24 protein-coding genes are annotated in these 24,274 nt (G+C 68.8%); 21 read left to right on the forward strand and 3 right to left on the reverse strand.

Annotated elements, in window-relative coordinates:
• The 3 genes from VF794_RS21225 to VF794_RS21235 all read left to right on the forward strand — a co-directional run.
• Positions 1–128 (forward strand): glycerophosphodiester phosphodiesterase family protein (locus VF794_RS21225; protein ID WP_331113246.1); only part of this gene is annotated, 128 nt, incomplete at its 5' end.
• A 12-nt stretch (positions 129–140) separates the two neighbouring features.
• Complete coding sequence (locus VF794_RS21230) at positions 141–920, forward strand: deoxynucleoside kinase (protein WP_331113207.1); 780 nt, start codon at positions 141–143, stop codon at positions 918–920.
• An 8-nt stretch (positions 921–928) separates the two neighbouring features.
• A complete protein-coding gene (locus VF794_RS21235) occupies positions 929–1,450 on the forward strand; it encodes an acyl-CoA thioesterase (protein WP_331113209.1) in 522 nt (173 codons plus the stop codon).
• A gap of 70 nt (positions 1,451–1,520) precedes the next feature.
• Here the strand turns inward: VF794_RS21235 and VF794_RS21240 are convergent, their stop codons facing one another.
• Positions 1,521–1,904 carry an iron-sulfur cluster assembly accessory protein gene (locus VF794_RS21240; protein ID WP_331113211.1) on the reverse strand — a complete coding sequence of 128 codons (384 nt, stop codon included), beginning with the start codon at positions 1,902–1,904 and terminating at the stop codon, positions 1,521–1,523.
• A gap of 157 nt (positions 1,905–2,061) precedes the next feature.
• Between VF794_RS21240 and VF794_RS21245 the strand changes: the two genes are divergently transcribed.
• On the forward strand, positions 2,062–2,394 hold the full coding sequence (locus tag VF794_RS21245; RefSeq protein ID WP_331113213.1) for a rhodanese-like domain-containing protein: 333 nt from the start codon (positions 2,062–2,064) through the stop codon (positions 2,392–2,394).
• 6 nt (positions 2,395–2,400) lie between these two features.
• Here VF794_RS21245 and VF794_RS21250 read toward each other — a convergent pair whose 3' ends face one another.
• Complete coding sequence (locus VF794_RS21250) at positions 2,401–4,665, reverse strand: serine/threonine protein kinase (RefSeq protein ID WP_331113215.1); 2,265 nt, start codon at positions 4,663–4,665, stop codon at positions 2,401–2,403.
• 126 nt (positions 4,666–4,791) lie between these two features.
• Between VF794_RS21250 and VF794_RS21255 the strand changes: the two genes are divergently transcribed.
• The 17 genes from VF794_RS21255 to VF794_RS21335 all read left to right on the forward strand — a co-directional run bounded on the left by VF794_RS21255 (position 4,792) and on the right by VF794_RS21335 (position 23,790).
• Positions 4,792–5,433: a hypothetical protein gene (locus VF794_RS21255; RefSeq protein ID WP_331113216.1), complete on the forward strand. Its 642-nt coding sequence runs from the start codon at positions 4,792–4,794 to the stop codon at positions 5,431–5,433.
• A gap of 178 nt (positions 5,434–5,611) precedes the next feature.
• Positions 5,612–6,685 (forward strand): hypothetical protein, encoded by a 1,074-nt coding sequence (locus VF794_RS21260; protein ID WP_331113218.1) that lies wholly within the window; start codon positions 5,612–5,614, stop codon positions 6,683–6,685.
• A gap of 15 nt (positions 6,686–6,700) precedes the next feature.
• Positions 6,701–7,414, forward strand: a complete 714-nt coding sequence (locus tag VF794_RS21265) for a VTC domain-containing protein (RefSeq protein ID WP_331113220.1) — start codon at positions 6,701–6,703, stop codon at positions 7,412–7,414.
• A gap of 6 nt (positions 7,415–7,420) precedes the next feature.
• Complete coding sequence (gene tmk, locus VF794_RS21270) at positions 7,421–9,127, forward strand: dTMP kinase (RefSeq protein ID WP_331113221.1); 1,707 nt, start codon at positions 7,421–7,423, stop codon at positions 9,125–9,127.
• 11 nt (positions 9,128–9,138) lie between these two features.
• Positions 9,139–9,846: a DUF4956 domain-containing protein gene (locus tag VF794_RS21275; protein ID WP_331113222.1), complete on the forward strand. Its 708-nt coding sequence runs from the start codon at positions 9,139–9,141 to the stop codon at positions 9,844–9,846.
• Positions 9,843–10,604 (forward strand): hypothetical protein, encoded by a 762-nt coding sequence (locus tag VF794_RS21280; protein WP_331113224.1) that lies wholly within the window; start codon positions 9,843–9,845, stop codon positions 10,602–10,604. The genes VF794_RS21275 and VF794_RS21280 overlap by 4 nt, the downstream gene beginning before the upstream one ends.
• Positions 10,605–11,141: 537 nt before the next feature.
• On the forward strand, positions 11,142–11,579 hold the full coding sequence (locus VF794_RS21285; protein ID WP_331113226.1) for a hypothetical protein: 438 nt from the start codon (positions 11,142–11,144) through the stop codon (positions 11,577–11,579).
• Positions 11,576–12,481, forward strand: coding sequence for a DUF3396 domain-containing protein (locus tag VF794_RS21290; protein ID WP_331113228.1), 906 nt, complete (start codon positions 11,576–11,578; stop codon positions 12,479–12,481). Before VF794_RS21285 ends, VF794_RS21290 begins: the two co-directional genes overlap by 4 nt.
• Positions 12,482–12,609: 128 nt before the next feature.
• The gene (locus tag VF794_RS21295) at positions 12,610–14,028 is read left to right on the forward strand and encodes a metallophosphoesterase (RefSeq protein WP_331113230.1); all 1,419 of its coding nucleotides are present in this window, start codon (positions 12,610–12,612) and stop codon (positions 14,026–14,028) included.
• Between the two features lie 94 nt (positions 14,029–14,122).
• Positions 14,123–15,538: an RsmB/NOP family class I SAM-dependent RNA methyltransferase gene (locus VF794_RS21300; RefSeq protein WP_331113232.1), complete on the forward strand. Its 1,416-nt coding sequence runs from the start codon at positions 14,123–14,125 to the stop codon at positions 15,536–15,538.
• A 66-nt stretch (positions 15,539–15,604) separates the two neighbouring features.
• Positions 15,605–17,368 carry a M61 family metallopeptidase gene (locus VF794_RS21305; protein WP_331113234.1) on the forward strand — a complete coding sequence of 588 codons (1,764 nt, stop codon included), beginning with the start codon at positions 15,605–15,607 and terminating at the stop codon, positions 17,366–17,368.
• A gap of 22 nt (positions 17,369–17,390) precedes the next feature.
• On the forward strand, positions 17,391–18,848 hold the full coding sequence (locus VF794_RS21310; protein WP_331113236.1) for a B-box zinc finger protein: 1,458 nt from the start codon (positions 17,391–17,393) through the stop codon (positions 18,846–18,848).
• 44 nt (positions 18,849–18,892) lie between these two features.
• Entirely contained in the window at positions 18,893–19,276 is a 384-nt protein-coding gene (locus tag VF794_RS21315) for a carboxypeptidase-like regulatory domain-containing protein (protein ID WP_331113238.1), read from the forward strand.
• Between the two features lie 72 nt (positions 19,277–19,348).
• Positions 19,349–20,212, forward strand: coding sequence for a ribonuclease HII (locus VF794_RS21320; protein ID WP_331113240.1), 864 nt, complete (start codon positions 19,349–19,351; stop codon positions 20,210–20,212).
• Positions 20,209–20,838: a hypothetical protein gene (locus VF794_RS21325; protein ID WP_331113241.1), complete on the forward strand. Its 630-nt coding sequence runs from the start codon at positions 20,209–20,211 to the stop codon at positions 20,836–20,838. Before VF794_RS21320 ends, VF794_RS21325 begins: the two co-directional genes overlap by 4 nt.
• 65 nt (positions 20,839–20,903) lie before the next feature.
• Positions 20,904–22,562 carry a DUF262 domain-containing protein gene (locus tag VF794_RS21330; RefSeq protein WP_331113242.1) on the forward strand — a complete coding sequence of 553 codons (1,659 nt, stop codon included), beginning with the start codon at positions 20,904–20,906 and terminating at the stop codon, positions 22,560–22,562.
• A 1-nt stretch (position 22,563) separates the two neighbouring features.
• Positions 22,564–23,790 carry a type II toxin-antitoxin system HipA family toxin gene (locus VF794_RS21335; protein WP_331113244.1) on the forward strand — a complete coding sequence of 409 codons (1,227 nt, stop codon included), beginning with the start codon at positions 22,564–22,566 and terminating at the stop codon, positions 23,788–23,790.
• 55 nt (positions 23,791–23,845) lie between these two features.
• On the opposite strand, the gene VF794_RS21340 is transcribed toward VF794_RS21335, so the two are convergent.
• On the reverse strand, positions 23,846–24,274 hold a 429-nt coding region (locus VF794_RS21340; protein WP_414640933.1), incomplete at its 5' end, for an AMP-binding enzyme.

Genomic DNA, 24,274 nt, shown 5'->3' on the forward strand with positions numbered 1-24,274 from the left:
TGAATGTCTGGACCGTGGATGATCCGGAAGAGATGCGCCGCCTCGTGATCGAAGGCGTCGGAGGTATCATGACGGACCGTCCGGATCTGCTGCGCCAGATCCTCGATGCCTCTCACCCCGCGCCGTAAGCCCTGGAGCCCATGCCTCGCAACGTCACGCGCAAGCGCCCCACGCCCACTGCCACCCCCGCGGTGGCTCCCGCCTCACCGGCGGTGGAGCCCGCTCCCGCCCCAGCGCCCGCCATGGCCACCTCCTCCGAGCCCAAGGCTCGCAACACCCTGCGCGCACGCCTGCCCAAGGCCAAGCGCTTCGTGGCCCTGGCTGGCAACATCGGCGCCGGGAAGACGACGGCCGCCAAGCTGATCAGCCAGACCTTCGGCTTCGAGCTCTTCGACGAGCCCGTCATCGATAACCGCTTCCTCAAGGACTACTACGCCAACATGGGGCGCTGGTCCTTCACCCTCCAGCTCGAGTTCCTCATCCGCCGCGTCGAGCACCACGAGCTCATCCACTCGGTGAAGAAGAGCTGCGTGCAGGACCGCACCCTCTACGAGGACCCGGAGATCTTCGCCAAGTACCTGCACGGCCTGGGGCACATGACGAACGCGGAGCTGGATCTGTACTTCGAGTACTTCCAGCGCCTCACGCGGCAGATCGTCCACCCGGATCGGGTCATCTTCTTCGACGTGCCCTCGGTGGACGTGCTCCTGGGCCGCATCCGCCAGCGCGGCCGCGAGGAGGAGAAGGGGATCGAAAAGGGCTTCCTGCGCGGCCTCAACGGCTACTACGCCACCTTCCCCATGGTGCTGCAGACCAAGTACGGCGTGGACTGCCTGGTGCTCGACGTGTCCAACCAGGACATCCGCTCCGGTCGCGGTCGCGAGGAGTTCCTCGACCGCGTCTCCACCTTCCTGTCCTGAGGCCTCCCATGTCAGAGCTGCCCCCCAAGAGCCCTCGCGAGTCCGAAGTGGTGATGACGCAGATGATCCTCCCCTCGGACGCCAACGCGGTGAACACCGCGTTCGGCGGCAAGGTGATGGAGTGGATCGACATCTGCGGCGCCGTGGCCGCCCAGCGCCACTGCCGCCAGGTCGTCGTCACCGCGTCCATGGACGATCTGCACTTCCACGCCCCCATCAAGGTGGGCTGGACGGTGACGCTGCACTCGCGCGTCATCGCCACCTTCCGCACCTCGATGGAGGTGGGCGTGACGGCGACGGCGGAGAACCCGCTCACCGGCGAGCGGCACATCGCCACCAGCGCCCTGCTCACCTTCGTGGCGCTCACCGCGGACGGGAAGCGGATTCCGGTGCCCCCGCTGAAGCTGGAGACGGAGCAGGAGCGCGAGGCCTTCCGCGAGGCCGAGCAGCGGCGCAAGGAGCGGCTCTCGCGCAAGCAGACGAGCCTCGCCTGGCAGCGCGTCCTCGCGCCCGACGTCGTGGGGAAATGAAACAGGGTGAGGGGCGCTCGGTGGAGCGCCTTCCCTCACCCTGGATTCACCGTCACGGGTTGGGCTCGGTTCAGGTCGAGAACGACGTGCCGCAGCCGCAGGACGACTTCGCGTTCGGGTTGTTGAACTTGAAGCCCGCCCCCGTCACGCTCGACACGAAGTCGATCTCCGTCCCCGTCAGGTACTTGCTGCTGAGCGCATCGGTCGCGATCTTCACGCCCTCCTGCTCCCAGATGACGTCGCCCGGCTTCGCCTCGCGCACCATGTTCAGGTCGTAGCCCAGCCCGCTGCAGCCGGCCGGCACCACGCGAATCGAGAAGTAGTAGCCCTCGAAGCCCTGGTCCTGGGTGACCTTCTTCACCTGGGCCACGGCGGCCTCGGTGAGCCGCACCGGGCTGGAGGAAGTCGCCTGGGGCGCGGCGGTGTTGGGGGCGGGGGTGGTGGTCGTATCCATGTAGGTCCGTCTCCTTACGAAGCGCCTTATAACGCCCGGCGCCAGAATTGCCATCCAGCCCAGCGGGCTTTCAGTCTGGCGGAGTCACCTCTGGCTCCCGTTCAGGGGGGCGAGCATCACCTTGGGTTATATGGTGAACCCCCTGACGGAGTCCCCCATGCCCATCCCGGAGATAGACCCCTCCACCCTGGCCACCCAGCTCTCCGGCCCGCCCGACTCGCGGCCCGTGCTGCTCGATGTGCGCTTCCCTCACGAGCACGCCTACGTGGCCCTCCCGGACTCGGTGCTCATCCCCCTGCCGGAGCTGGACGAGCGCGCCGAGGAGCTGGAGGCCTTCCGGGGCAAGCCCGTCGTCGTCTACTGCCACCACGGCGTGCGCAGCCTGGATGGGGCCGCGTTCCTGCGCTCGCGCGGCCTGGAGGCCGTGTCCCTGCGCGGGGGCATCGACCTCTACTCCCGGGCGGTGGACCCGCGCCTGCCTCGCTACTGACGCGCGCTACGGAAGGAACCGCGACAGGTCCACGGACTTGTCGGTGATGCCGCGGGCCTTCACCTCGACGTCCACGGGCACCGGCTCCTTGAGCGTCGGGCCCTGGAGCACCAGGTGGTGCGTGCCCTCCACCAGCTCCAGGTTCAGCCCGGGCTGGTACACGCCCAGCCGCTGGCCCTCCCGGTGGATTTCAATGCCCGAGACGCGCGGATGCAGCTTGAGCCGCAGCGAGCCCTTCTTGAACTCCACGGGCGGCAGCGTCTTGAGCTCATTGGGCTCGCCGTTGGGGATGGCGATCTCCTTGTAGATGCCCCGCTGCTTGTTCTCCAGGATGAGGGTGTCCAGGAGGTGCGCGCCCCCCACGTTCCTCAAGGGCGCCGGCCCGAGTGGATTCACGCCCTCGCCACCGGGGCACCGCGCGGTGTGCCTCACCGACACCTGCACCGGCTCGTTGGACTCCAGGTTGAGGAACAGGCCCTGCCCGTCGTTGGCCGTGCTGTTGATCACCTTCCAGAGCGGCTTGTGGAAGACGACCGCCACGCCCACCAGCGCCAGCACCATGACCGCCGACAGCAGCTTTTTCGCTCCGCGACCCCGCTCCCCCGGGTCGGGCTGGGCGTTGCCGGACGTCGGGACGGAAACGAGCCCGGAGTCCTCCTCCACCTTCTCGACGAAGGACGTGCGCCGACGGACGGGGACGGGCGCCGCCTCGGACGGCTCCACGCGGCTGCTGGTGCGGCGGCGCGGAGTTTCGGGTGGGGGAGACGACGGCGCCATCCCCGTGCGCCGCCGCGGAAGCTCGGGCTCCGGGGGCGGAAGCATCGTGCGCTCCGGATCCTCGTCGTCCTCGATCGGCCGGGCGCGCGGGTTGAGGGCCGGGGCCGCCGTGCGCGAGGGCCTGGGCGCGGGAACCTCGGCGTCGGCCTCCGGACTCCCCGCGCGTGTACTGGAGCGCCGCACCGAGGAGGGGGGCTCGCGCCGCACGGCGGGAGCCTCGACGCCCGTACGCCGGCCCGCGGGGGGCTCGGTGCCCGTGCCGCGCACGTCCACGCGGCTGGGGCTGGGAACGCGCGCCACGGCCGTGCTGCCCGCCGGGGCGCGGCGGGGGGCCTCGTTGCTCGTGCGGCGCCGGTTGGGCGCCTCGGCGGCCGGGGGCGCCTCCCACTCCGGCTCCTCCGACAGGTCGCCCATCGGAATGGTGCCCGACTCCGTGCGATTGAGGGGCGCGCGCACGGGCGTCCGCGGCTTCTGCGGCGGCGACGGCTCGGACGGTGCCACCGGCACCGCGGGCATGCCCAACAGCGACTCATCGCTCCGGGGCTCCGGGTTGCCGCTGTTGCGCTCCTCCTCCAGCCGATCCGCGAAGAGCGTCTCCATCAGCTCGGAGATCTGCACCGAGGTGGCCATCAACCGCTGGTTGACGAGGAACTCCTCCAGGGCGCTCTGGAACTGGCGCGCGTTCTGGTAGCGGTCATCCGCGGCCTTGGCCAGCGCCCGCATCACCACCGCGTCCAGCTCCGCGGGCACCTCGGCCACCTCGGAGGGCGCGGGGATGTTGCATTCGAGCGCGGCCTGGAGCGTGCCCAGCTCCGACTCCCGCTTGAGCGGCCGCTGGGTGGTGATGAGCTCGTAGAGCACCAGGCCGATGGCGAAGATGTCGGCGCGGTGATCCAACGGCTTGCCCGCGGCCTGCTCCGGCGCCATGTAGGCGAACTTGCCCTTGATGGCGCCCGACTTCGTCATCGACGCCTGATCCGCCGCCTTGGCGATGCCGAAGTCCACCAGCTTCACCGAGCCATCGAAGCTGACGAGGATGTTCTGCGGCGAGATGTCGCGGTGCACCACCTTCAGCGGCCGGCCCGAGTCATCCGTGCGCGTGTGGGCGTAGTAGAGGCCCTCGCACGCTGCGGCCACGATGCGGATGGCCAACGGCCGGGCGATCCATCCCCCGGCGTTGTACGCCTTGCGCATCACCCGGCCGAGGTCCTCGCCGTGGATGAACTCCATGGCGATGTAGTAGGTGCCGTTGGCCTCGCCGAACTCGTACACCTGGGCGATGTTCGAGTGGCTGAAGCGCGCCGCGATGCGCGCCTCATTGCCGAACATGTCCACGAACTCCGCGTCCTCGGACAGGTGCGGGAGGATCCGCTTCACCACCACGTTCTTGGCGAAACCCTCGATGCCCGTCTGGCGCGCCAGCCACACCTCGGCCATGCCGCCGGTGGCGAGCTTCTTGATGAGCTGATATTTCCCGAAAGATTGAGGGTTCATCCCGGGTTGCTCGCCGGGGGGAGCAAGCGCGAAGTGGAAGAAGTCAGGGCGATGCATCCTAGGCGACCCGCCGGGACGAGGCAAAGACACAGGAGGCGAAACCGCTGGCTCCCTCTGGTAGCCTGCTTGCTGCTGGCCTCCTCCGCCGAGGCCCAGGGCCTTGGCGCGCCCCAGGACGCCCCGGATCGGATCGCCATCGAGCCGCGTGAGGACCTGCTGGAGCTCGCCTGGTCCGACACCGAGGAGCGCCTCCAGGGCAGCATCCACCCCGCCGTGCCCCGCGAGGGCGAGCCCCTCCAGGTCACCATCCAGCTCGGCAGCTTCCAGGGTGCCGCCTTCGAGGGCCCCATCACCCTCACCCTGCGTGAAGAGGGCAACATCCACGGGAAGACCCTCACCGTCCCCCGGGGCGAGCGCCACTGGCAGGCCACCTTCATCCCCGAGACCACCGGCCTGCATCGGCTCGATGTGAGCTTCCGTACCACCCACTACAAGGCGCTCCACGCCGCCTTCCGGGTGGAGGACTCGCGAGTGCCCCGGATGGTGGGGTGGGGGCTGCTCGGCCTGTGCGCCCTGGGGTTGATCGGCTACACCGTGCGCCATCTGCTGAAGGAAGCGCGGCCAGCGGAGCCCTCCCCTGCCCCCGCGCCCGAGGTCTCCCCGGCCAGTACGGTCGCCTCCCCTCCAGCCGAGCTGGCGACCCCGGGGGCTGATCCGACGCCCGCCGACGCGGCCGCCCCTGAAAACAAGCCCCCTGAACCCCAGTAACTTCGACAGCCCTCCCGTCACCCCGAAGTGGAAGTTTACTTCCCTGTGACGGTCATGTGACGGCCCTGTGTCGGTGCCTTTCGAGTGCCGGGACGAGGGAGCTGTCCGCTGCCGGACGTCCTACACCCGGGCATCCTGGTTGCACCCTCTCCGCGCGGACCGCGGTGAGGAGGAGTTCATGGGCGAGGGGCGATGGGTCGAGAAGGGAAGGCGGGGGCTCCTCGCCACGGTCCTCCTTTTGGGCATGCCGGTGTGGGCGGAGGCGGAGGCGACGGTGGACGCGCCGAAGCCCCAGGGCGGCGTGGAGGAGCCGCTGTCGGAGGGCGGCGAGGGCCTGGCCGCCGACGAAGCGGACGAGAAGAAGGCGGGGCCCCAGGTGCGTGCCTTCGGGCGCGTCTTCGCCCGGGTGAGCGCGGACGAGCGTGAGGAGTACGCGCGCGCGCTGTCCATCCCGTCGGCGCGCGTGGGCGTGGCCGCGTCGCTGTCCCACCTGGAAGCGGAGGTGAGCGCGGATCTGTCCTCCAAGAAGATCCTCAAGGACGCCTTCGTGCGCATCGCCGACGGGAAGAAGCGACTGCGCCTCTACGGCGGCCAGTTCAAGGCGCCCTTCCTGGCGCGAGAGCTCGAGTCCTCCTGGGCGCTGCCGGTGATGCGGCGCGGGCTGGTGGCGGACTACCTGGAGGACACGCACCAGGTGGGCGGGCGGCGGCTGGGCCTCATGGGCGAGGTGAGCCTGAAGGAGGCCTGGAAGCTGAAGGTGTCCGGCGGCGTCTTCCAGGGCGCCAAGGACGAGGAGCTCGACAAGCGCGCCAGCGAGGACGCCGCGCTCCGCGTGAGCGTGCGTCCCTTCAAGGCCCTCACGCTGGGGGCGAGCGGCTACCTGACGGAAGTCTTCGCGGGCACCCGCAACGTCGCGCTGGCCACGGACGCGACGCTGAACCTGGGCGGGCTGGCGCTCTCGGGTGAGTACGTCCAGGGGAAGCTGCCCACCGGGCCCTTCTCCGCGCAGCTCGGACTGGCCAGCTACACGCTGCCGGTGGGCTCCGAGGGCTGGGCGGTGCAGCCGGTGGTGGGCGGGGAGATGCTCCAGCTGCGCGGCCCGCTCAAGGCGCGCGGCTATGCCTTCGTCGGCGGCCTCAACGTCCTCTACTCCGAGCACTTCAAGGCCATGTTCCAGGCCGAGCACGCGCTGCGTGCCGGGGATGAGGCGCCGGGCCTCGAATACTCCCTCCAGCTCGCCACCCGCTTCTAGGAACGGAGATCGACCATGCTCCAGTTCGCGGAAGGAGAAGTCACCAAGCTGCGCCGGGAATTCAAGCTGGTGCTGGGTGCGGACGAGGCGCTCGCGCTGTGCGCGCGGCTGTCCGTGGCACTCGGTGGCTACCTCTCGGCTCCCACGCGCATCACCTCCGTCTACTTCGACAAGCCGGGCCACCCGCTGACGCGGCGCTCGCTGAGCACCCCGAATGACTGCCTCAAGGTGCGGACGAAGGAGTACTCGCCGGACCTGGGCGCCAGCGGCGAGCAGCGGGTGGTGCTGGAGGTGAAGCGCGAGCGCAACGGCGTCACCCAGAAGCGCCGGGTGTGGGTGCCGCGCGCGCAGCTCGGGCAGGTGATTCAGGGCGGCACGCGCCTGCTGCCGCTCATCGCCGGGGGCAGCCTCATCCCGACGCTGGCGGTGACGTATACGCGGCACGTGTACCAGTGCTCGCAGTCCTGGCGCGTGACGGTGGACCGGGACATCGGCTTCCACAGGGTGACGTCGGAGCTCGCGCTGGGTCCGACGACGCTGAGCGCGGAGCGGCTGGGCGAGCCGCTGGCGAGTGATGGGCGGGTGGTGGTGGAAGTGAAGCACCTGGGGGAGGAGCTGCCCGAGTGGCTCGGGGCGCTCCAGTGCGGAAGCAGGCCGGCGTACAGCAAGTTCGCCGAGGGGATGGCGAGGGTCCACGACTTCGTCGCGGACGGGATTCTGGGGGGCTGAGCAACCGTGTTCATCGACTTCGAAGGCATCGACGGCAGTGGCAAGACGACCCTCTCCAACCTCCTGGCCGGGCGCTTGAGGCGGCTCGGCTACAAGGTGGCGCACGCGCGCGAGGGCGGTGAGCTGCGCTCGCCCATCGCCCGGCGCATCCGCGAGCTCACCCGCGACTCCAAGCTGTTGGAGATGTCGCCGCGCACCGAGTTCTTCCTCAACCTCGCCCGCGACGCGCAGCAGTTGGAGGAGGTCATCGCCCCCGCGCTGGCTCGCGGCGAGGTGTGCATCAGCGACCGCTACCTCTACTCGCAGCTGGCGCTCAGCGGCGGGGGGCGCGGGCTGGAGGGGGCGGCGCTCGAGCCGGCGTGCGAGCTGGCCTCGCAGGGGCTCTGGCCGGACCTCGTCATCCTGGTGGACGTGGAGCCGGACCTCGCCCGGCTGCGCAAGCGCCTGGGGAAGCTCAAGGGGGAGAAGGCCACGGACTCCGACAGCCGCAAGGGGCTGGCTGGCGCGGGCCTGGCGGTGCGCACGCGCGAGGCCTTCCTCGCCCTGGCGCGCAAGGATCCCTCGCGCTGGCTCGTCATCGAGAACAACGACCAGCCGCTGCACGTGCTGGAGCAGCGCATCGTCGAGGCGGTGGTGGCGCGGCTGGAGGGGCGGGAGCTGCCGGCGCAGCGCATCAACCCACCCGGCCCCACACCGGTGCAGGTGCCGGCGAAGGTGGACGACGTGGAGGAGACCTTCTTCCGCGCGCTGGACGGGCTGGAGACGCGCGAGCCCCAACTCGCGGTGTGGCTGCTGGGCGGCATCCCCGGCTTCGCCGCGCACCAGCGGCGGCTGAGCTTCGTGGAGCGCTTCCCGGGCCTCACGGTGCGCAGCCTCACCGGGCTGGACGACGAGCCGGCCTGCGCCCTGCGCGAGCTGCTGTGGCAGGTGGTGCCCCAGGAAGTGGCGACGAGCCTCGGCTCCAACCCGACGCCCCAGGCCATGTCCCTGCGCGAGCGCCTCTATGCCCACGCGCCCACGGAGGTGCTCGGCGGCCTCAAGCACAACGGCTCGCCCGAGGCCTGGGCCCTGCGCGAGCACGCCCTGCACGAGGGGCGCCTGTCGGAGGTGCTCTGCGGGCTGGCCGGAGTGGATGACGCGCCCGCCTGGGAGGCGCGCGAGCTGGGCGTGCGGCGCGGGCTGTACGCGGAAGTGGCCCGCAGCCTCTGCGGCCTGGACTCGCCCCGGGCGGACACCCTGCGCGAGAGCCTCGTCTCCCATGACCGGCTGGCGGTGCTGCGCAGTATCCACGGCCTGGACACGCCCTTCGCTCGGGAGCTGCGCGTGGCGCTGGAGGACAAGGCGCTGAAGCTGGTGCTGCGCTCGCTGGCCGGACTCACCACCGACGAGGCCTTCGCCCTGCGTGAGCGCGGCGCACCGCTGACGAAGGAGGCGCTCGACTCGATGGACGGTCTGGACGACCCGCGTGCCTGGCGCCTGCGCGAGGCCTTCGTGGCGCGCTGGCCCGCCACGGTGGTGTCCTCGCTCGAGGGGCTGCCCCTGACGGAGCGCACCGAGGCCCTGGTGCTGCGCGCCCTGGAGCTCACCTCGGCCCGCCTGCCGGTGCTGCGCAACGCCTACCGCATCGTCGCCGCCGCCCATGCCACCACGCACTCCGCGGAGCGCACGGTGCAGCGGTGGGCCGGTGACGAGCCCTCGCTGCCGGCGCTCTGAGAGGGGGAACCATGGAATCCACCTTCTCGGGCCTCTTCCAGGAGCTGACGTCGGACCTCTCGCCGCTCGGCGCGGCCGTGATGGTGCCCCGCCTGCTGGCGGCGGTGACCATCGCCACGTCGCTCGCGCTGCGGCCCTGGCGCCTGCTGACGCGCAAGCCGCTGCCCAAGGGCGAGATGATGCAGGCCCAGGTGCTGCTGTGCACCGCGGCGGCCGTCATCACCGCCGTCATCGGCGACAGCACGGCCAAGGCCTTCGGGCTGGTGGGCCTGGGCAGCTTCGTGCGCTTCCGCTCGGGGCTGAAGGATCCGCGCGACGCGGCCATCCTCTTCCTGATGATCGGCCTGGGCATGGCGTGCGGACACGGCAGCCTGGGGTTGGCCGGGGTGGGCACTGGCTTCGTCGCCGTGCTGCTGCTGGTGATGGACTTCCTGGACAAGAAGGAGCCCGTCGCCCCGAAGCAGCGGATGCTGGTGACGGCGCAGGCGGATGACCTGGCCGGCGCGGAGGAGTGGCTGAGACAGAAGCTCGGCGAGCGCAACGTGCTGGTGCGCAGCTGCGCGCTGGACTTCGACGGCCGGCGGGTGGAGCTCGAGGTGGAGGAGAAGGAGCCGGGCATGCTCGCGTCCGCGCTGGGCCGGTCCGCGGGCGGTCCCCTCCGGGGACTGAGGTGGTCGGAGATGCCCTCCAACAAGGCGGGCCGGGAGGAGCTGGGATGAAGCGCTGGAGGTGGGCCGCGCTGGCGGCGGTGTGCTGGGTGGGGTGTGGTGAGGGCGGCAGCCTGCCGGGGAAGGACGACACGCAGCAGCCGGCCACGACGACGAACCCGGATGGCACGGTGGACCTGCCGAACCTCCCGGAGAACGCGGGCGGGGGCGGAGGTACCAAGCCGGCCGAGTTCAGGAGCCTCTGGCCGCTCACGCGGGGCACCACGTGGACGTACCGCATCACGGACCCGACTCGCGGCACCTTCGAGAAGAAGGTGGAGGTGTTGGGGGAGCAGACGGTGCCCGAGACGAGCATGAAGGCCATCGCGGTGCGCAGCACGCAGCCGCACCTGGAGGAGCTGTCCTGGCAGCTCGACATGAACGGGGTGGTGGTGCGCCTGCGCGAGGAGGACCGCAAGGCGGGCACGTTGGCGGAGGTGACGACGTGGTCCCCCGCGACGGTGAAGGCCCTCTCCCAGGAGCGGGCGCAGGGGTGGAGCTATTCGTCCGACATCCGTGAGCTGACGCGCCTGGGGGACGGCACCACGGAGGACAAGGACAAGACGTACGTGTGGACGGTGGAGGCGGTGAACGAGACCGTCACCACCCCGGCCGGCACCTTCCCCAACGCCATCCGCCTGAAGCGCGCGCGCGGGGACAAGGACGACGCGCAGCCGCGTACGTACTGGCTGGTGCCCGGCATCGGCAAGGTGAAGGAGGACGGCGAGCGTCTGGAGGAGCTCGTCTCCCATGACGTGAAGAAGCCCTGAGGAGACGGAGCCGCTTCAGCGGGCGGAGGACGACGGAGAGGAGCGCGGCCCCGTGCGACTACGCCGGGTCGCCTCCCCTCTGGCGCCTCCGCCCGTTCCGCGTTCCGGTGGTTTGACGAGACCGCTGCCCCTCCCGTGTACTGCCGGGGATGACGCTCGCAGGGGAAGCGCGGCAGATGTCCACCCGGTTCGTGGGTCCACGTCAGGTGGTCGTACTGGCCCTGGTAGCACTCGTGGCCCAGGCCGCGTGCACCACCCTCGGGCCAGCTCGCGGCGGTCGCTACGGCTACGACAACTCCGTGTCGGCGGCCTGCCGGCAGAACCCCGCCCAGTGCGCCACCCTGTCCGGGAAGGAAGCGACACTCGAGCAACTCGCGCAGGTGGGCACCGTCGTGGCGTCCGCCGGTGCGGCGCTGCGCGTGCTGGACAACCTGACGAGGGCGTCCATACCCAACGACGTTCGAGAACTCCATCCCCAATGCCGACGAGTGCAACGAGTGGACGGTAGATGCCCGAGGCCGGAACGTGACATGGGCCATGCGGCTGGGGACCGAGATGCACGAGGTGGCCGCCCGGTGCGCACAAGAGAAGTTGGACAAGCTGCGCCCGGGCGGATTCAGCCTGGAGTCACGCTACCGCTATGACAGCCGGACGGGACGGTGGAAGCAGGTCAGCACCGAGGAGGAGAGGGCGCTGGAGGCCTCCGGCAATCAGGGCGAGTTGAGGGGTACACTCAAGCCTGATGTGATCATCCACTCGGGAAACCCGCTCGATGTTCAAGCCATCTACGACTTCAAGTTTCCCTGCGTCATCCCTCACAAATTCGACGGAATCACGCGCTGGGAAAGGTATCCCAAGGGACATCCCTATCAAGGTAGGACTCAAGAAGAGCTGTACAACCAACTCCTGGGGCCGAACAACATCTTGGGGCAGAACGCCGCACGCATTGTACCCCGGTGGGGAGTCATTCGATGACTGAGGATTACCCAAGAGTCCGCATCCGCGTGGAGAGCGGTGCCCTGATGATACGTGAGGGCGTGAGCCTCACCTTCTACATGCGTCATTCTCATGCGGAGGTTGCACAAGCGGTGCTGCGCTCGCTGGAACTCTACCGACGCGCGGTACAGCCCCATGAATTCCGCCAATACTCCTACGAAGCAGGGGGAGCGCTGCGACTCGATGAAGCAGGCTGGGAGCGAAACCGGCGTGAGCTGCTCGATGACCACAGTGCCATCATCCAGATGTACGGTGGCGAAGAGAGCGAGTATCGGTTCGTTTACTACGGCAGACCTATCGACGAGCCACTGCCCTGGGAGAATGCCGCGGACATGGTGTGCGCGGTGAGCTTTTGGCTGCCTACCGAATACCTGGAAGAGCATGGTCCGGGGCGGGTGCGCGAGCTGGCGCTGGAGTTGGGAGCCCCCCTGCCCTTCTGCTCCGGCCATGCGGGTCTCGCCTTCAACTGCGAGACCGACATCGTGGGCACCTGGGGAGAAGTCCTCAAGTTGTGTTTTCGCTACCCGGGCATGGAGATTCCCAGCCCCAACCTGCTCTCGTTGGAACTCGGCACGCGGGTACGGACGATCAATTGGCTGACCTTCCTGGGCCAGCCGGTGCTCGGAGAAGTGGGGGGCGTGGCCGGGCTGCGCTCGCGCCTGGGAGACCCCGGCACCACCGTGCAGGAGTTGGAGGGAGAGCGGGCCGTCCTCACCCTGGGCCCGTGGCCCGAGGCCGGTGACACCGAGCAGGGCAAGCTCCTCCCTGCCTACCGGGAACTGGCACATGTGCTGGAGCCCTGGCTCTACCAGGAGAAGCTCCGCTCGCGTCTCCCCGCAGACCATGAGGTGCTCCGCTGGGAACGTCGCTTCCTCGATTGAGCCCGTGGCCGCCTGACGAGGGCTCCTCTCCTCGTCGCCAGGCAGGCAGGCAACCGGGGCGGAATCGGATGGATGTCCGTCGGTGAACGGTTGCACCCCGGTCCGAATGGTTCGGACCGGAGGGATCCATGCACCGACTGTACTGCCTGGCGCTCGGCGCGTTGACCGCGGCGCTCACCTTCACCGCTGGCTCGGCCAGCGCGGCGGGACTGACCCGCCAGCCCTACCTGCAAAAGGTGGGACCGGAGACCGCCACCGTGGCCTTCCGCCTGGACTCCTCGTGCGTCCCCACGGTGAGCTACGGCACCCAAGGCTCCACCGACCAGCTCGCCCCATCGGCGGATTCCGGTCGCATCCATGCCATCCGCCTCGACGGCCTTCAGCCCGGCACCGAGTACACCTACCTCGTGGACGCCTGCGGCGCGCGCACCACGCCCCAGCGCTTCACCACCGCCCCCGTGCCCGGCACCCGCCGCGTCCACTTCACCACCGTGGGCGACTTCGGCATGAACAACAACGACCAGAAGGACGTGGCCAACGCCATGCTCGGTCGCAAGCCGGAACTCTTCCTGGCGCTCGGTGACAACGCCTACTCCTCGGGCACCGAGGAGGAGCTCCAGAACAACCTCTTCGTGCCCATGGCGCCGCTGCTCGCCCAGGTGCCCTTCTTCGCCACTCCGGGCAACCACGAGTACGTCACCAACCAGGCCCAGCCCTACTTCGACAACCTCTACCTGCCCACCAGCCCCAGCGGCGGCGAGCGCTACTACTCCTTTGACTGGGGCCACGTGCACTTCGTCGCCCTGGACTCCAACTGCGCCATCGGCCTGGCCTCGGCGGATCGCTGCACCATGGCCGCGCAGAAGAAGTGGGTGGAGGAGGACCTGGCCGCCAGCACCGCCGCCTGGAAGATCGTCTTCTTCCACCACCCGCCCTGGAGCAGCGGCGACCACGGCTCGCAGCTGAAGATGCGCCGCGAGTTCGCGCCCCTCTTCGAGAAGTACGGGGTGGACCTGGTTCTCACCGGGCATGACCACCACTACGAGCGCTCGTACCCGATGAAGGGCGACGCCATGGCCGCCTCGGGCAGCCGAGGCATCCCCTACCTCGTGGTGGGCAGCGGTGGCGCGTCCCTGCGTCCGTTCGTCAACGGCAGGCCCTCGTGGACCGCGGTGCGCAACGACGTGGACCACGGCTACCTCGACGTGACGGTGGAGGACGGCACCCTCACCGCCCAGGCCCTGACGCCTTCCGGCAAGGTGATGGACAGCTTCAGCCTCACCAAGGACCTGCCCCCGCTCCAGGCCGGCGCCCCCTCCCCCTCGGCGCCCCCGAGCGGCGCGCAGCCCGGCGCCCCCCAGCCCTCCACCGGCAACCCCGCTCCGGGCTCCGTCTCCAGTGGCCCCGGGCTGCCGACCGACCCGAATTCGCCGGCCGGACTGGGCCCGGAGGCGGCTGGCTGCTCGGCTGGCCCAATGGCGGCGCTCCTCCCCACGGGGGCCCTGCTGCTCCTCGGGGCCCTGCGCCGCCGTCGGCGCCAGCGCTAGCCAGGAGAGCGGCGGAGGAGCCGGAGGCGCCCTGGACATGGCCCAGGGCGCTTCCACTCTTGTCATTGAACGCCCGGAATGAGATGCGCCAGCCATGAAGAAGAACGCACGCCCGCCCGCACGGGCGCCCAAGTCCCGCCGTGAGCCATCCGCCTCCTCCTCGGAGGCCCATCGCTCCGTCCGCCCCATCCGAGAGGATCTCGTCCTCCAGGCGTGCCTCGAGGCCTATGGCTTCGTCCGCCACGAGGGCCGCCTCGCCGACCGGGCCCTGGACTTCACCCTCCGCAACAAGAAGAACCTCTACTCCAACGAGCGCCGGGCCGTGGCCGAGCGGGTGTACGCCCTGCTCCGTCGCCAGCGCACGGTGGACTTCCTCCTCGAGCACACCTACCGGGACTTCGCCCGCCTGGACAAGACGCGCCAGGACGTGCTCCGGCTGGCCGCCTCGCGCATCCTCCATGGCGAGGCCGTGGACGACGTGGCGCAATCCTCCGCGCTGGCGGGCCCGGGAGCCGCCGCGCTGGCCGCGCTTCCCGAGGCCGCCCGGGCGCTGGAGGCCCTCCCCAGGGAGAAGCGCTTCCCCCTCGCCGCCTCCATTCCGGACTTCCTCGCCCCGCGCCTCCGCGAGGTGTTCGGCGCGGACGCCGAGCGCGCCCTCGAGGCGATGAACGAGCGCGCCCCCCTCACCGTGCGCATCAACGGCTTCAAGGGGGACCGCGAGCAGCTGCGCGCGCGGCTGGAGCAGGAGGGCGTCTCCGCCACCCCCACCCCGCTGTCGCCCCTGGGCCTCATCCTCGACACGCGCACCAATGCCTTTTCGATGGAGGCCTTCCGCGAGGGCTGGTTCGAGATTCAAGACGAGGGCAGCCAGCTGCTCGGCATGTTGGTGGACGCGCCGCCCACGAAGGTGGTGGACGCGTGCGCGGGCGCGGGTGGCAAGACGCTCCAGCTCGCCGTGCAGATGAAGAACCGGGGGGACCTGCACGCCCTGGACATCGACGAGCGCCGCATCGACGAGCTGCGCAAGCGGGCGCGCCGGGACGGCGTCCACAACGTGCGCACCCAGCTCATCCCCCCCGAGGGCTCCGAGGCGGACGAGGCCATCGCTCCCCTCAAGGGCAAGGCGGACCGGGTGCTGGTGGACGCCCCGTGCAGTGGTACCGGAACCTTCCGCCGCAAGCCGGACGCGCGCTACCGCCTCACGCCCGAGATGATTGACGACCACGTGGCGCGGCAGAAGCGACTGCTGGCGCGCTTCGCCCAGATGGTGAAGCCGGGCGGCCGGCTCATCTACGGCACGTGCAGCGTGCTGCGCGAGGAGAACGAGGCGGTGGTGGAGGACTTCCTCGCCAAGCACCCGGACTTCTCGGTGCGGCCGGTGACGGAGGAGCTCGGAGCGGAGCTGGGCGCGAAGGTGAGCCAGGGAGGGCCCTTCCTGCGGCTCGCCCCGCACCTGCACAACACGGATGGCTTCTTCGGAGCCATCCTCGTGCGCGCGAAGTCGAAGTAGCCTCTCGCCTCCGGGGCGGCCCCACCCGCCCCGGGGGATGACCCCCTGCCCACTGGAGGGCGCGGAATGCCGGAAGCGGTCCACTATCGGGTCTCGATGCCGCGACCCCACTCGCACCTCTTCGAGGTGGAAGCCACCTTCCCCGCAGGCCCGGACACGCTCGACGCCCTCCTGCCGGTGTGGACGCCGGGCAGCTACCTCGTGCGCGAGTTCTCCCGCCAGGTGCAGGACATGAGCGCCTCGGCCCCGGCAGGCGAGCCCCTGCCCGTGCAACGCGTGGACAAGCGCACCTGGCGCGTCCGGGCCCAGGGCCGCGCGGTGACGCTGCGCTACCGCGTCTACGCCAACGAGCTCACCGTGCGCACCAGCCACCTGGATGGCAGCCACGGCTACTTCAACGGCGCCACCCTCTTCCTCTACACCGAGGCCACGCGCGGCCTGGAGCACCACGTCACCGTCCAGGCCCCCGAGGGGTGGAAGACCTTCGTCGCGCTGGAGCAGCGAGGCGAGGCCTTCATCGCGAACGACTACGACGAGCTGGTGGACAGCCCCTTCGAGGTGGGCCCGCACACGCCCCTGTCCTTCACCGCCGCGGGCGTGCCGCACGAGGTGGTGGTGTGGGGGGACACGGTGCCGGACGCGGTGCGGCTGTGCTACGACCTCCGGCGCATCTGCGAGGCGCAGGCGGGGATGTTCGGCGGCCTGCCCATGCGGCGCTACCTCTTCCTCCTCTACCTCACGGACAAGGGCCGCGGAGGGCTGGAGCACAAGGCGTCCACCGCCCTCCTCTTCCCGCGCGCGGGGCTTCAGAACTCGCGCGGCTGGGAGGACCTGCTCACCCTGGCCGCCCACGAGTACTTCCACCTGTGGAACATCAAGCGGGTGAAGCCCCGGGCGCTGGTGCCCTTCGACTACGGACAGGAGAACTACACCTCGCTGCTGTGGGCCTTCGAGGGGGCCACGTCCTACTACGACAACCTCTTCGTGCTGCGCGCGGGGCTGATGGGCGCGAGCCGCTACCTCACGCGTCTGGGCGAGACGCTCTCCCACCTGCACGCCACCCCGGGCCGCAAGACGCAGACGCTCGCCGAGGCCTCGCTGGTGAGCTGGGTGAAGCACTACCGCCCGGACGAGCACTCACCCAACAGCGCCATCTCCTACTACCTCAAGGGCGAGGTGGTGGCGGCGCTGCTGGACCTGGAGATCCGCCGCGCCACGAGCGACGCGAAGAGCCTCGACGACGTGATGCGCCTCTTGTGGCACCGCCATGGCGACGAGTCCGGCGTGCCCGAGGACGGCGTGGAGGCGGCGGCCTCGGAGGTGGCCGGGAAGGACCTGAACGCCTTCTTCGACCGGGCGGTGCGCACCACGGAGGAGCTGGACTACTCCGTCTTCTCGCACGTGGGCCTGGAGGTGCACTTCCGCCCGCGCGAGTCCTCCAGCGACAAGGGCGGCATCCCGGTACGGTCCAAGGGCGAGTCCAGGCCCAAGGGCTGGCTGGGCATCACCACCAAGGGGAGCGCCACCGTCGCCGTGGTGCTGGACGGCTCGCCCGCGCAGGAGGCGGGGCTGTATGTGGAGGACGAGCTCGTGGCGCTCGATGGCTGGCGGGTGGATGGCGCGGGGTTGCTGTCCCGCTGCGAGGACAAGGCTCCTGGCGACACGGTGCACCTCACGGTGTTCCGCCGGGACAGGCTGGTGGAGGTACCGGTGACGCTCGGCCAGAAGCCCGCGGACGCGGTGTGGCTCGCCCGCGTGGACAGGCCCACCGACGCGCAGAAGGCGGCCTGGCACGCGTGGCTGGGCACACCCTGGGAAGAGTCGGGGTAGGATTCCCCGCCAGGAATCCGCCATGCCCCAGAAGCCTCTCGCCCGTTGTAAACGCCACCCCTCCGCCTCCGCCGGATGGAACTGTGCGGACTGTGGCGCCGCGCTCTGCCCGGACTGCGTGGAGGCGCGGCGGATGCATACGGTGGACCTGCTCGCCTGCCGCGAGTGCGGTGGACAGGCCGACCCCGTCGTCATCCACCGCTCCGAGCAGGCTCCGCTCGCCACCCGGCTCGGCGACGTCTGGCGCTATCCCTTCACCCAGAACGGCGTGGCGCTGGGGCTGGCCCTCGGGACGCTGCTGACCGTCCTCGGCTACATGACGCGGATCTCCTTCGCCCTGGCACGGTGGATCCCCGCCGTGCTGTGCGCCGGCCTCTTCTGGGGCTGCTTCTTCGCCATCGTGCGCTCCAGTGCGCGCGGCGAGAACGACGTGACCACCCCGGACTACTCCGACCTCGTGGCCGACTGGGTCGCTCCGGCCCTGAGAGGCTTGCTGGCCACGAGCGTGGTGTGGCTCCCGCTCCCGCTCTACTTCGTGTTCGTGGGTGACTGGGACGTGGGCCAGTACACCGCGAGTCTGCTGGACGACCCCATGTTCTACGCCACCGGCGCGTTGCACGCCGTCCCGGTGGAGCGGTGGGTGAACGACCCCGTCGCCTGGCTGCTGGGGCTCACCGGCCTGGCCTACCTGCCCATGCCCCTCGTGCTGGCGGCGACCGGCGCGAGCGTGCTGGACATGATGAACCCGGTGAAGGGCGTGCGCGTCATCCGGCGCCTCGGGCGGGACTATGGGGTGATGCTGGGCGCCCTGTTCACACTGGGGCTCGTGTTCCTCGTGGTCCGCTTCCTCGCCTCCGAAATCCTCGCGCTGGACTACGGCATCGGCACGCGCTGGCTCGCCGAGATCCTCGAGGTCTTCGTGCCCTTCATCATGGCGCGCGTGCTCGGGCTGCTCCTCTATACGCGCGGCGACGTGCTCGGGTACGGCGCTCCGAGCGACTACTGGACGCCCGTGCTGCTGCACGCCACGCCTGGCACCACACTGCGCGTGGACGGTACCCTGGCCCCCGCCCCGAAGGCCCTGGGCGCCGCCACTCCGGAGGCCCCCGCGCCCACGGAGCAGGTGCAGGCGCTCGCCAGGGCGGTGGAGAAGCGCGACATCCCCCTGGCGCTCGCGCTCTACCAGATGCTGGAGGGAGTGCCCCCCAACGCCATCGCCCCGGCGCTGCACCTCTTCGTCGGGCAGGCGTCGGCCACGCAGGGAGACTACGCCCTGGCCGTGCAAGCGCTGGAGGCCGCCGCCGACGTGGCCCCGGAGGATCCCCTCGCCCCGCGCGCCCTCGTCCTCCTGGGCCGCGTGCTGGACGAGCACCTGCGGGACCCGGCGCGTGCCCAGGGCGTCTACCAGTACATCGTCGACAGGTACCCGGATACGGACGCCTCGCGCTTCGCCCAGGGCCGCCTTCCGCCCACCACCTGACACCCGGCGTTGCCGAAACGAGGGGGCGTGCGCAATCCCTCCGCATGCTCCGGGCTCGCCATGCACTGCTGCTCCTCGGCCTCGTGCCGCTCGCCTCCTGTGATGGGGGCTTGCGGGTGAACCGCCAGGGAGACCCCTGTGTTGGAGACCTCATCACGCTGCGGGTGGAGGTGGTGGACGCACAAGGCAGGCCGGTGAAGGATGCCACCGTCACCGCCACCCACGTGGCCTCGGAGGTGTCAATCACCGGCACCACCAACGACCGGGGCGTCACCACCGCGGTGAACGAGGAGCTGGGCGAAGGCACCGTGCGCGTGATGGCCACGTCAGGCTCCAAGGTGAGCCCGCCTGCCCAGGTGACCTGGACGTGTGACGGGTGCAACTGCAACCCGGAGCCCTCCACGGTCCAGCTCCAGCTCAATCCGTAGGCCTCTCTGGCGACCGGCCCTTCACTCCTCGTTTGTCGCGGGGGGCATGAGTCGCTATAGGTTGAGGTCGCCATGTCGAGCGTGGAAGACCTCCTCCAGCAGTCCCTGTCCGAGCTGACCGAGCGCTACGTCACCCAGGAGCGTTCCGTGCCCGTGGGGCTCCTGGAGGCGCTGGAGGCGGACAGCCGTCAGGGCGCGAAGACGCTCGCCCGCCGCATCCGCGCCCTGAAGGGGAAGAACCGCGCCGAGGGCCAGCGCCTGCGCCACCTGCTGCGCTTCGAAAGCGAGCTGTGGGAGCAGGGCCACACCCACATCGCCGGAGTGGACGAGGCCGGCAGGGGCCCGCTCGCCGGCCCGGTGGTCGCCGCGGCGGCCATCCTCCCCAAGGGCTGGAAGCTGGAGGGGCTGGACGACTCGAAGAAGATCGCCGACGAGGAGCGCCGCGAGGAGCTGGCCGAGGCCATCAAGCGCGGGGCGGTGGCATGGGCGGTGGGAGAGGCCAACTCGGAGGAGATTGATCGGCTCAACATCCGTCGGGCGAGCCTGCTGGCCATGCACCGCGCGCTCCAGGCGCTGGGCATCCAACCGACGTATGTGCTGCTGGATGCCTTCACGATTCCCGAGTGCACCCTGCCCCAGCGCGGCATCATCAAGGGAGACGCGCTCTCGCTGAGCATCGCCGCGGCGTCGGTGCTGGCGAAGACGGCGCGGGACAGGCTGATGCGGGAGCTGGACGTGCGGTACCCGGGCTATGGCCTCGCCGAGCACAAGGGCTACCCGACGGCCTCGCATGTCCAGGCCATCCGGGAGCGGGGGGTGCTGCCCATCCACCGCCGCAGCTTCGGGCCGGTGCGGGAGTGCCTGGGAATCGCCGAGCCCGTGCCGGCCGCCGGCCCCGTGCAGGGAGACCTCTTCACGGGGAACGAACAACCGTGAGCGCGGACAAGGACATCGACGCCTGGCTCGCGGAGAAGGGCATCACCGGTTCGGACTCCCGGACGCGGGCCCGCAACGCGCTGGAAGAGACGGGGCTCACCAGTGCTCGCAAGGTGCGCATCAGCGAGCCCAAGCTGCCGCGGGCCGAGCAGGTGCTGGCCGAGCGCTTCTACCGGGTGTGCACGGCGACCGAGTGCCAGCAGGTGGCGAGGGCGAGTGGGCGGGAGCCCTTGCCGGTGGAGCCGCGCAGCCACTGCGAGCACTGCGGGGGCTCGAACAACCGGCGCGCGGAGGTGGCCTTCCTGGAGGCATGCCTGCGCCACCGGGTGCGCAAGGTGGTGGTGGTGGGCGGCTCGCCATCCGTGCGCGAGGAGCTGGAGGCGAAGCTCGGCGGGCAGCTTGAGTTGCGCATGGTGGACGGCACCGAGCGGCGCACGGCGGGCAAGGCGCAGGGTGACTTGGAGTGGGGAGACCTGGTGCTCGTGTGGGGCGCCACGGAGTTGCACCACAAGGTGAGCACCCACTACACGCAGCCGGGCACGCCCCACCGCCACAAGGTGGTGCACGTGGCCCGGCGAGGCGTCGCCGCGCTGCTCGAGGCGGGCATCACCCACCTCGAGCGGTAATGGCTATTCCTCCTTCGACCAACCTGTCAGGTAACGTGCCACAGACTCGTCCATGAGAAATAGCCATGCCCTCTCCCTCGCCACTCACGCGGCGCCCCAGAGCGACCGCCTTTAGTGTTGAAGATCTGCTGGACCATGTTCGACAGGGGAGCATCCGCATTCCTGAGTTCCAGCGACCGCTCAAATGGAAGGCCAGGGATATCGGTGAGTTGCTGGACAGTATCTACCGAGGCTATCCCATCGGAACCCTGCTCTTCTGGCAACGCGAGGCGCCCGCCGCTCACATCGAAATCGGTCCGGTGCAACTGGACGCCCCTCAAACCGCTCAAGCGTTGTGGGTCGTGGATGGTCAACAGCGCCTCACCGCACTCACTGGAGTGCTTCTTCACCCAGCCCTGGATGGCGAAGGTAACCACGACGACTTCAGTCTCTACTTCGACTTGAAGAAAGAGGACTTCGTCCGACCAACCCGTCGGGAGCGGACACCCTCTTATTGGCTCCCCATGAACGTGGTGGTGGACAGCGAACTGCTGCTCGGCTGGCTGGATCGCTATCCTGGCCGGGCTGAGCACCCCGAGCACACCAAGACAGCCATCAAACTTGGCAAGATGATCAGGGAGTACCAGATACCGGCGTATATCGTCGAAGCCGATGCGGAGGAAACCCTCCGCATCATCTTCGAACGACTGAACTCCACGGGGAAGGCACTCTCCGAAGCCGATGTCTTCCACTCGCTCCATGGAGGGCTGAGCCGGGAGCAGCCATCGGATCTTCGCGCGCTGTCCCGAAGCTTGGAGAAGATGGAATTTGGCACCCTTGATGAGGAATGGCTGCTCAAGGCCGTGCTTGCTATCGAAGGTCTCGACATCACTCGGGACTTCCGATCGCAGCTTGACCGGGGGCATGACCTGACAAGTGCGCTCCGCCAAACGGAACGCGCGCTGCGCGACGCCATCGTCTTCCTCAAGCGAGATGCAGGCATTCCTCGCATCGAACTCCTACCGTACAAACTCCCCCTTGTCATCCTGGCGCGCTTCTTCCACCTTAATCCTGAACCGTCCTCTCGCTCACGTGAGTTGCTTGCAAGATGGCTCTGGAGGGGTGCAATCACCACCTTCCACAGGGGCGAGAGTATTCCCACGGTCCGTAAAAGTTTAACCATCATCGGGCGGAATGAAGACGAGTCCGTGCAAGCACTGCTCGCCGAACTTCCCAAAGCACCCACCAAGAAATTTGACCTGGGTGACTACAATTTCCGTACTGCGGAAACCAAGCTACAGGTCAACGCCCTACTCGCACTACATCCGCGAGATCTTCGCTCCGGCGAACTCATAGATGTTCCCACGCTCATCGGGGCGGAAGGGGCTGCCGCCCTGCGCCCCATTTTCACATCAGCCCCGCGCCCGCGCCCCGATGCAGTGGATACAGTCAAGCTCAAGATGCGGATGCAGGGGCTCGCCAATCGACTCATCCACCCGACATTGGAGGAGCAGTCGCTGCTCACCGCGCTCTCTCAACCCCTTCCTCCTGAGGTGCTAAGCAGCCATGGAATCCCCGAACTAGCGTTCTTGGCACTCCAGCACGGAGACAGATTGGGCTTCTTAATCATTCGGCAGAGCTTCCTTGAGCATCATGTAGAGAGGATCCTGGACTCGCGAGCACGTTGGCTGGAATCAGATCGCAAGTCACTCCAGTCCCTGCTCGTCGTCGACGAGGAGGCGTGAGGTGCGAGACCTGGGCAGAGAGTTCGGCGTCCTTGATGTCCGGCTGGGCAATGTCCACGTTGGAACCTTGAGCCTGCTTGAGGACGAAGTCTCGGAGTTTGTCATCTCGGAGGACTACCGGCAGCGCTATCCAAGGCCCGTTCTCGGACAGTTCTTCGAGGATGATCTGACTCGACGACGTTCGAGCCGGATGCGCCTGCTCCCTTTCTTCTCAAACCTCCTCCCAGAAGGACCCCTGCGCGAACTCATCTCGGGGAAGGTTGGCGTACATCCCCAGCGAGAATTCTTCCTCATCGCGCGGCTCGGTGAGGATCTGCCCGGTGCGATCATCGTCACCCCAGCCAGCGTGTTGAGGGGAAATGCCTCCGAGCCTCTAGTGAGCCATGAGGCTGAAACCATGTCCCAGCACGAACAACTCCGATTCTCCCTGGCCGGTGTGCAGCTCAAGTTTTCCATGCTGCGTAAGGATCGCGGCATGACCCTGCCCACGAGCGGTCGTGGCGGCGACTGGATCGTCAAACTGCCCGACAATCGCTACGAATTCGTGCCAGAGAACGAGTTCTCCATGATGAACTGGGCAGACGCAGCTGGCATTAACGTGCCGGAGTTCCATCTGGAAAGGGTCGCCGACCTCGAAGGCCTTCCCGAAGGCGTGGTACTACGCGAGGGCTTGGCCTTTGCCATTCGCCGCTTCGACCGCCCCGAACCCGGCCGGCGTGTGCATATGGAAGACATGGCGCAGGTGCTTGGGCTTTACTCGGACGAGAAGTACAAGAAGTACAATTATGAGACGACTGCGAACGTTTTATTAAATGTGGCCGGGCTAGACGCGTTCCATGAGTTCATTCGCCGGCTTGTCTTCATCATCGCCATTGGCAATGGGGATGCCCACCACAAGAACTGGTCCCTGCTGTACCCAGACGGCATCCACGCGACACTCTCGCCAGCATACGACCTCGTCTCAACTATCCAATACATGCCCAATGAGACCCTGGCGCTGAATCTCGCCCGCTCCAAACGATTTGACGATGTGTCGTTTGAAGCATTCGAACGGCTTGCGCGCAAGTTGGGGCTTGGCGGGGACGAAGTACTCCCAATCGTGAGAGCAGCCGTAGAATCCACGCTCGATTCCTGGAGCAGTCTACGCGCCGAACTCCCCATGCCGGAGAGCTACAAACAACGTATCGAAAAGCACTGGGAGAAAGTGCCACTACTCGGGATGAAGTAGATTCTATCGCGCTGCTCGAGGCGGGCATCACCCACCTCGAGCGCTGAGCCGCGGGCTACTCGTCGTTGCTGCGCAGCGCCGCGAGGACGTTGAGGTCCTCGAGCGTGGTGACGTCGCCCGTGGTCTGCTTGCCACCGGCCACGTCGCGCAGCAGCCGGCGCATGATCTTCCCCGAGCGCGTCTTCGGCAGGCCTTCGGCGAAGCGGATTTCATCCGGCCGGGCGATGGCGCCGATCTCCTTCGTCACGTGGGCGCTCAGCTCCTTCTTGAGCTCCGGCGAGGGCGCGAGCCCCTTCTTCAGGGTGACGAAGGCCACCAGCGCGGTGCCCTTGAGCTCGTCCGGGCGGCCCACCACGGCGGCCTCCGCGACGGACTTGTGGGCCACGAGCGCGCTCTCCACCTCGGCGGTGCCCAGGCGGTGGCCGGCCACGTTCACCACGTCGTCCACGCGGCCCATCAGCCAGAAGTAGCCGTCGTTGTCCCG

It is taken from the genome of Archangium sp., from assembly GCF_036389735.1.
GTDB lineage: Bacteria > Myxococcota > Myxococcia > Myxococcales > Myxococcaceae > Archangium.

What these genes read in the sequence shown, in the direction of transcription:
- VF794_RS21230 (WP_331113207.1), top strand. Translation starts at nt 141, where the DNA reads ATGCCTCGCAACGTCACGCGCAAGCGCCCCACGCCCACTGCCACCCCC.
- VF794_RS21235 (WP_331113209.1), top strand. Translation starts at nt 929, where the DNA reads ATGTCAGAGCTGCCCCCCAAGAGCCCTCGCGAGTCCGAAGTGGTGATG.
- VF794_RS21240 (WP_331113211.1), bottom strand. Translation starts at nt 1,904, where the DNA reads ATGGATACGACCACCACCCCCGCCCCCAACACCGCCGCGCCCCAGGCG.
- VF794_RS21245 (WP_331113213.1), top strand. Translation starts at nt 2,062, where the DNA reads ATGCCCATCCCGGAGATAGACCCCTCCACCCTGGCCACCCAGCTCTCC.
- VF794_RS21250 (WP_331113215.1), bottom strand. Translation starts at nt 4,665, where the DNA reads ATGAACCCTCAATCTTTCGGGAAATATCAGCTCATCAAGAAGCTCGCC.
- VF794_RS21260 (WP_331113218.1), top strand. Translation starts at nt 5,612, where the DNA reads ATGGGCGAGGGGCGATGGGTCGAGAAGGGAAGGCGGGGGCTCCTCGCC.
- VF794_RS21265 (WP_331113220.1), top strand. Translation starts at nt 6,701, where the DNA reads ATGCTCCAGTTCGCGGAAGGAGAAGTCACCAAGCTGCGCCGGGAATTC.
- VF794_RS21275 (WP_331113222.1), top strand. Translation starts at nt 9,139, where the DNA reads ATGGAATCCACCTTCTCGGGCCTCTTCCAGGAGCTGACGTCGGACCTC.
- VF794_RS21280 (WP_331113224.1), top strand. Translation starts at nt 9,843, where the DNA reads ATGAAGCGCTGGAGGTGGGCCGCGCTGGCGGCGGTGTGCTGGGTGGGG.
- VF794_RS21285 (WP_331113226.1), top strand. Translation starts at nt 11,142, where the DNA reads ATGCGGCTGGGGACCGAGATGCACGAGGTGGCCGCCCGGTGCGCACAA.
- VF794_RS21290 (WP_331113228.1), top strand. Translation starts at nt 11,576, where the DNA reads ATGACTGAGGATTACCCAAGAGTCCGCATCCGCGTGGAGAGCGGTGCC.
- VF794_RS21295 (WP_331113230.1), top strand. Translation starts at nt 12,610, where the DNA reads ATGCACCGACTGTACTGCCTGGCGCTCGGCGCGTTGACCGCGGCGCTC.
- VF794_RS21300 (WP_331113232.1), top strand. Translation starts at nt 14,123, where the DNA reads ATGAAGAAGAACGCACGCCCGCCCGCACGGGCGCCCAAGTCCCGCCGT.
- VF794_RS21305 (WP_331113234.1), top strand. Translation starts at nt 15,605, where the DNA reads ATGCCGGAAGCGGTCCACTATCGGGTCTCGATGCCGCGACCCCACTCG.
- VF794_RS21310 (WP_331113236.1), top strand. Translation starts at nt 17,391, where the DNA reads ATGCCCCAGAAGCCTCTCGCCCGTTGTAAACGCCACCCCTCCGCCTCC.
- VF794_RS21315 (WP_331113238.1), top strand. Translation starts at nt 18,893, where the DNA reads ATGCTCCGGGCTCGCCATGCACTGCTGCTCCTCGGCCTCGTGCCGCTC.
- VF794_RS21320 (WP_331113240.1), top strand. Translation starts at nt 19,349, where the DNA reads ATGTCGAGCGTGGAAGACCTCCTCCAGCAGTCCCTGTCCGAGCTGACC.
- VF794_RS21330 (WP_331113242.1), top strand. Translation starts at nt 20,904, where the DNA reads ATGCCCTCTCCCTCGCCACTCACGCGGCGCCCCAGAGCGACCGCCTTT.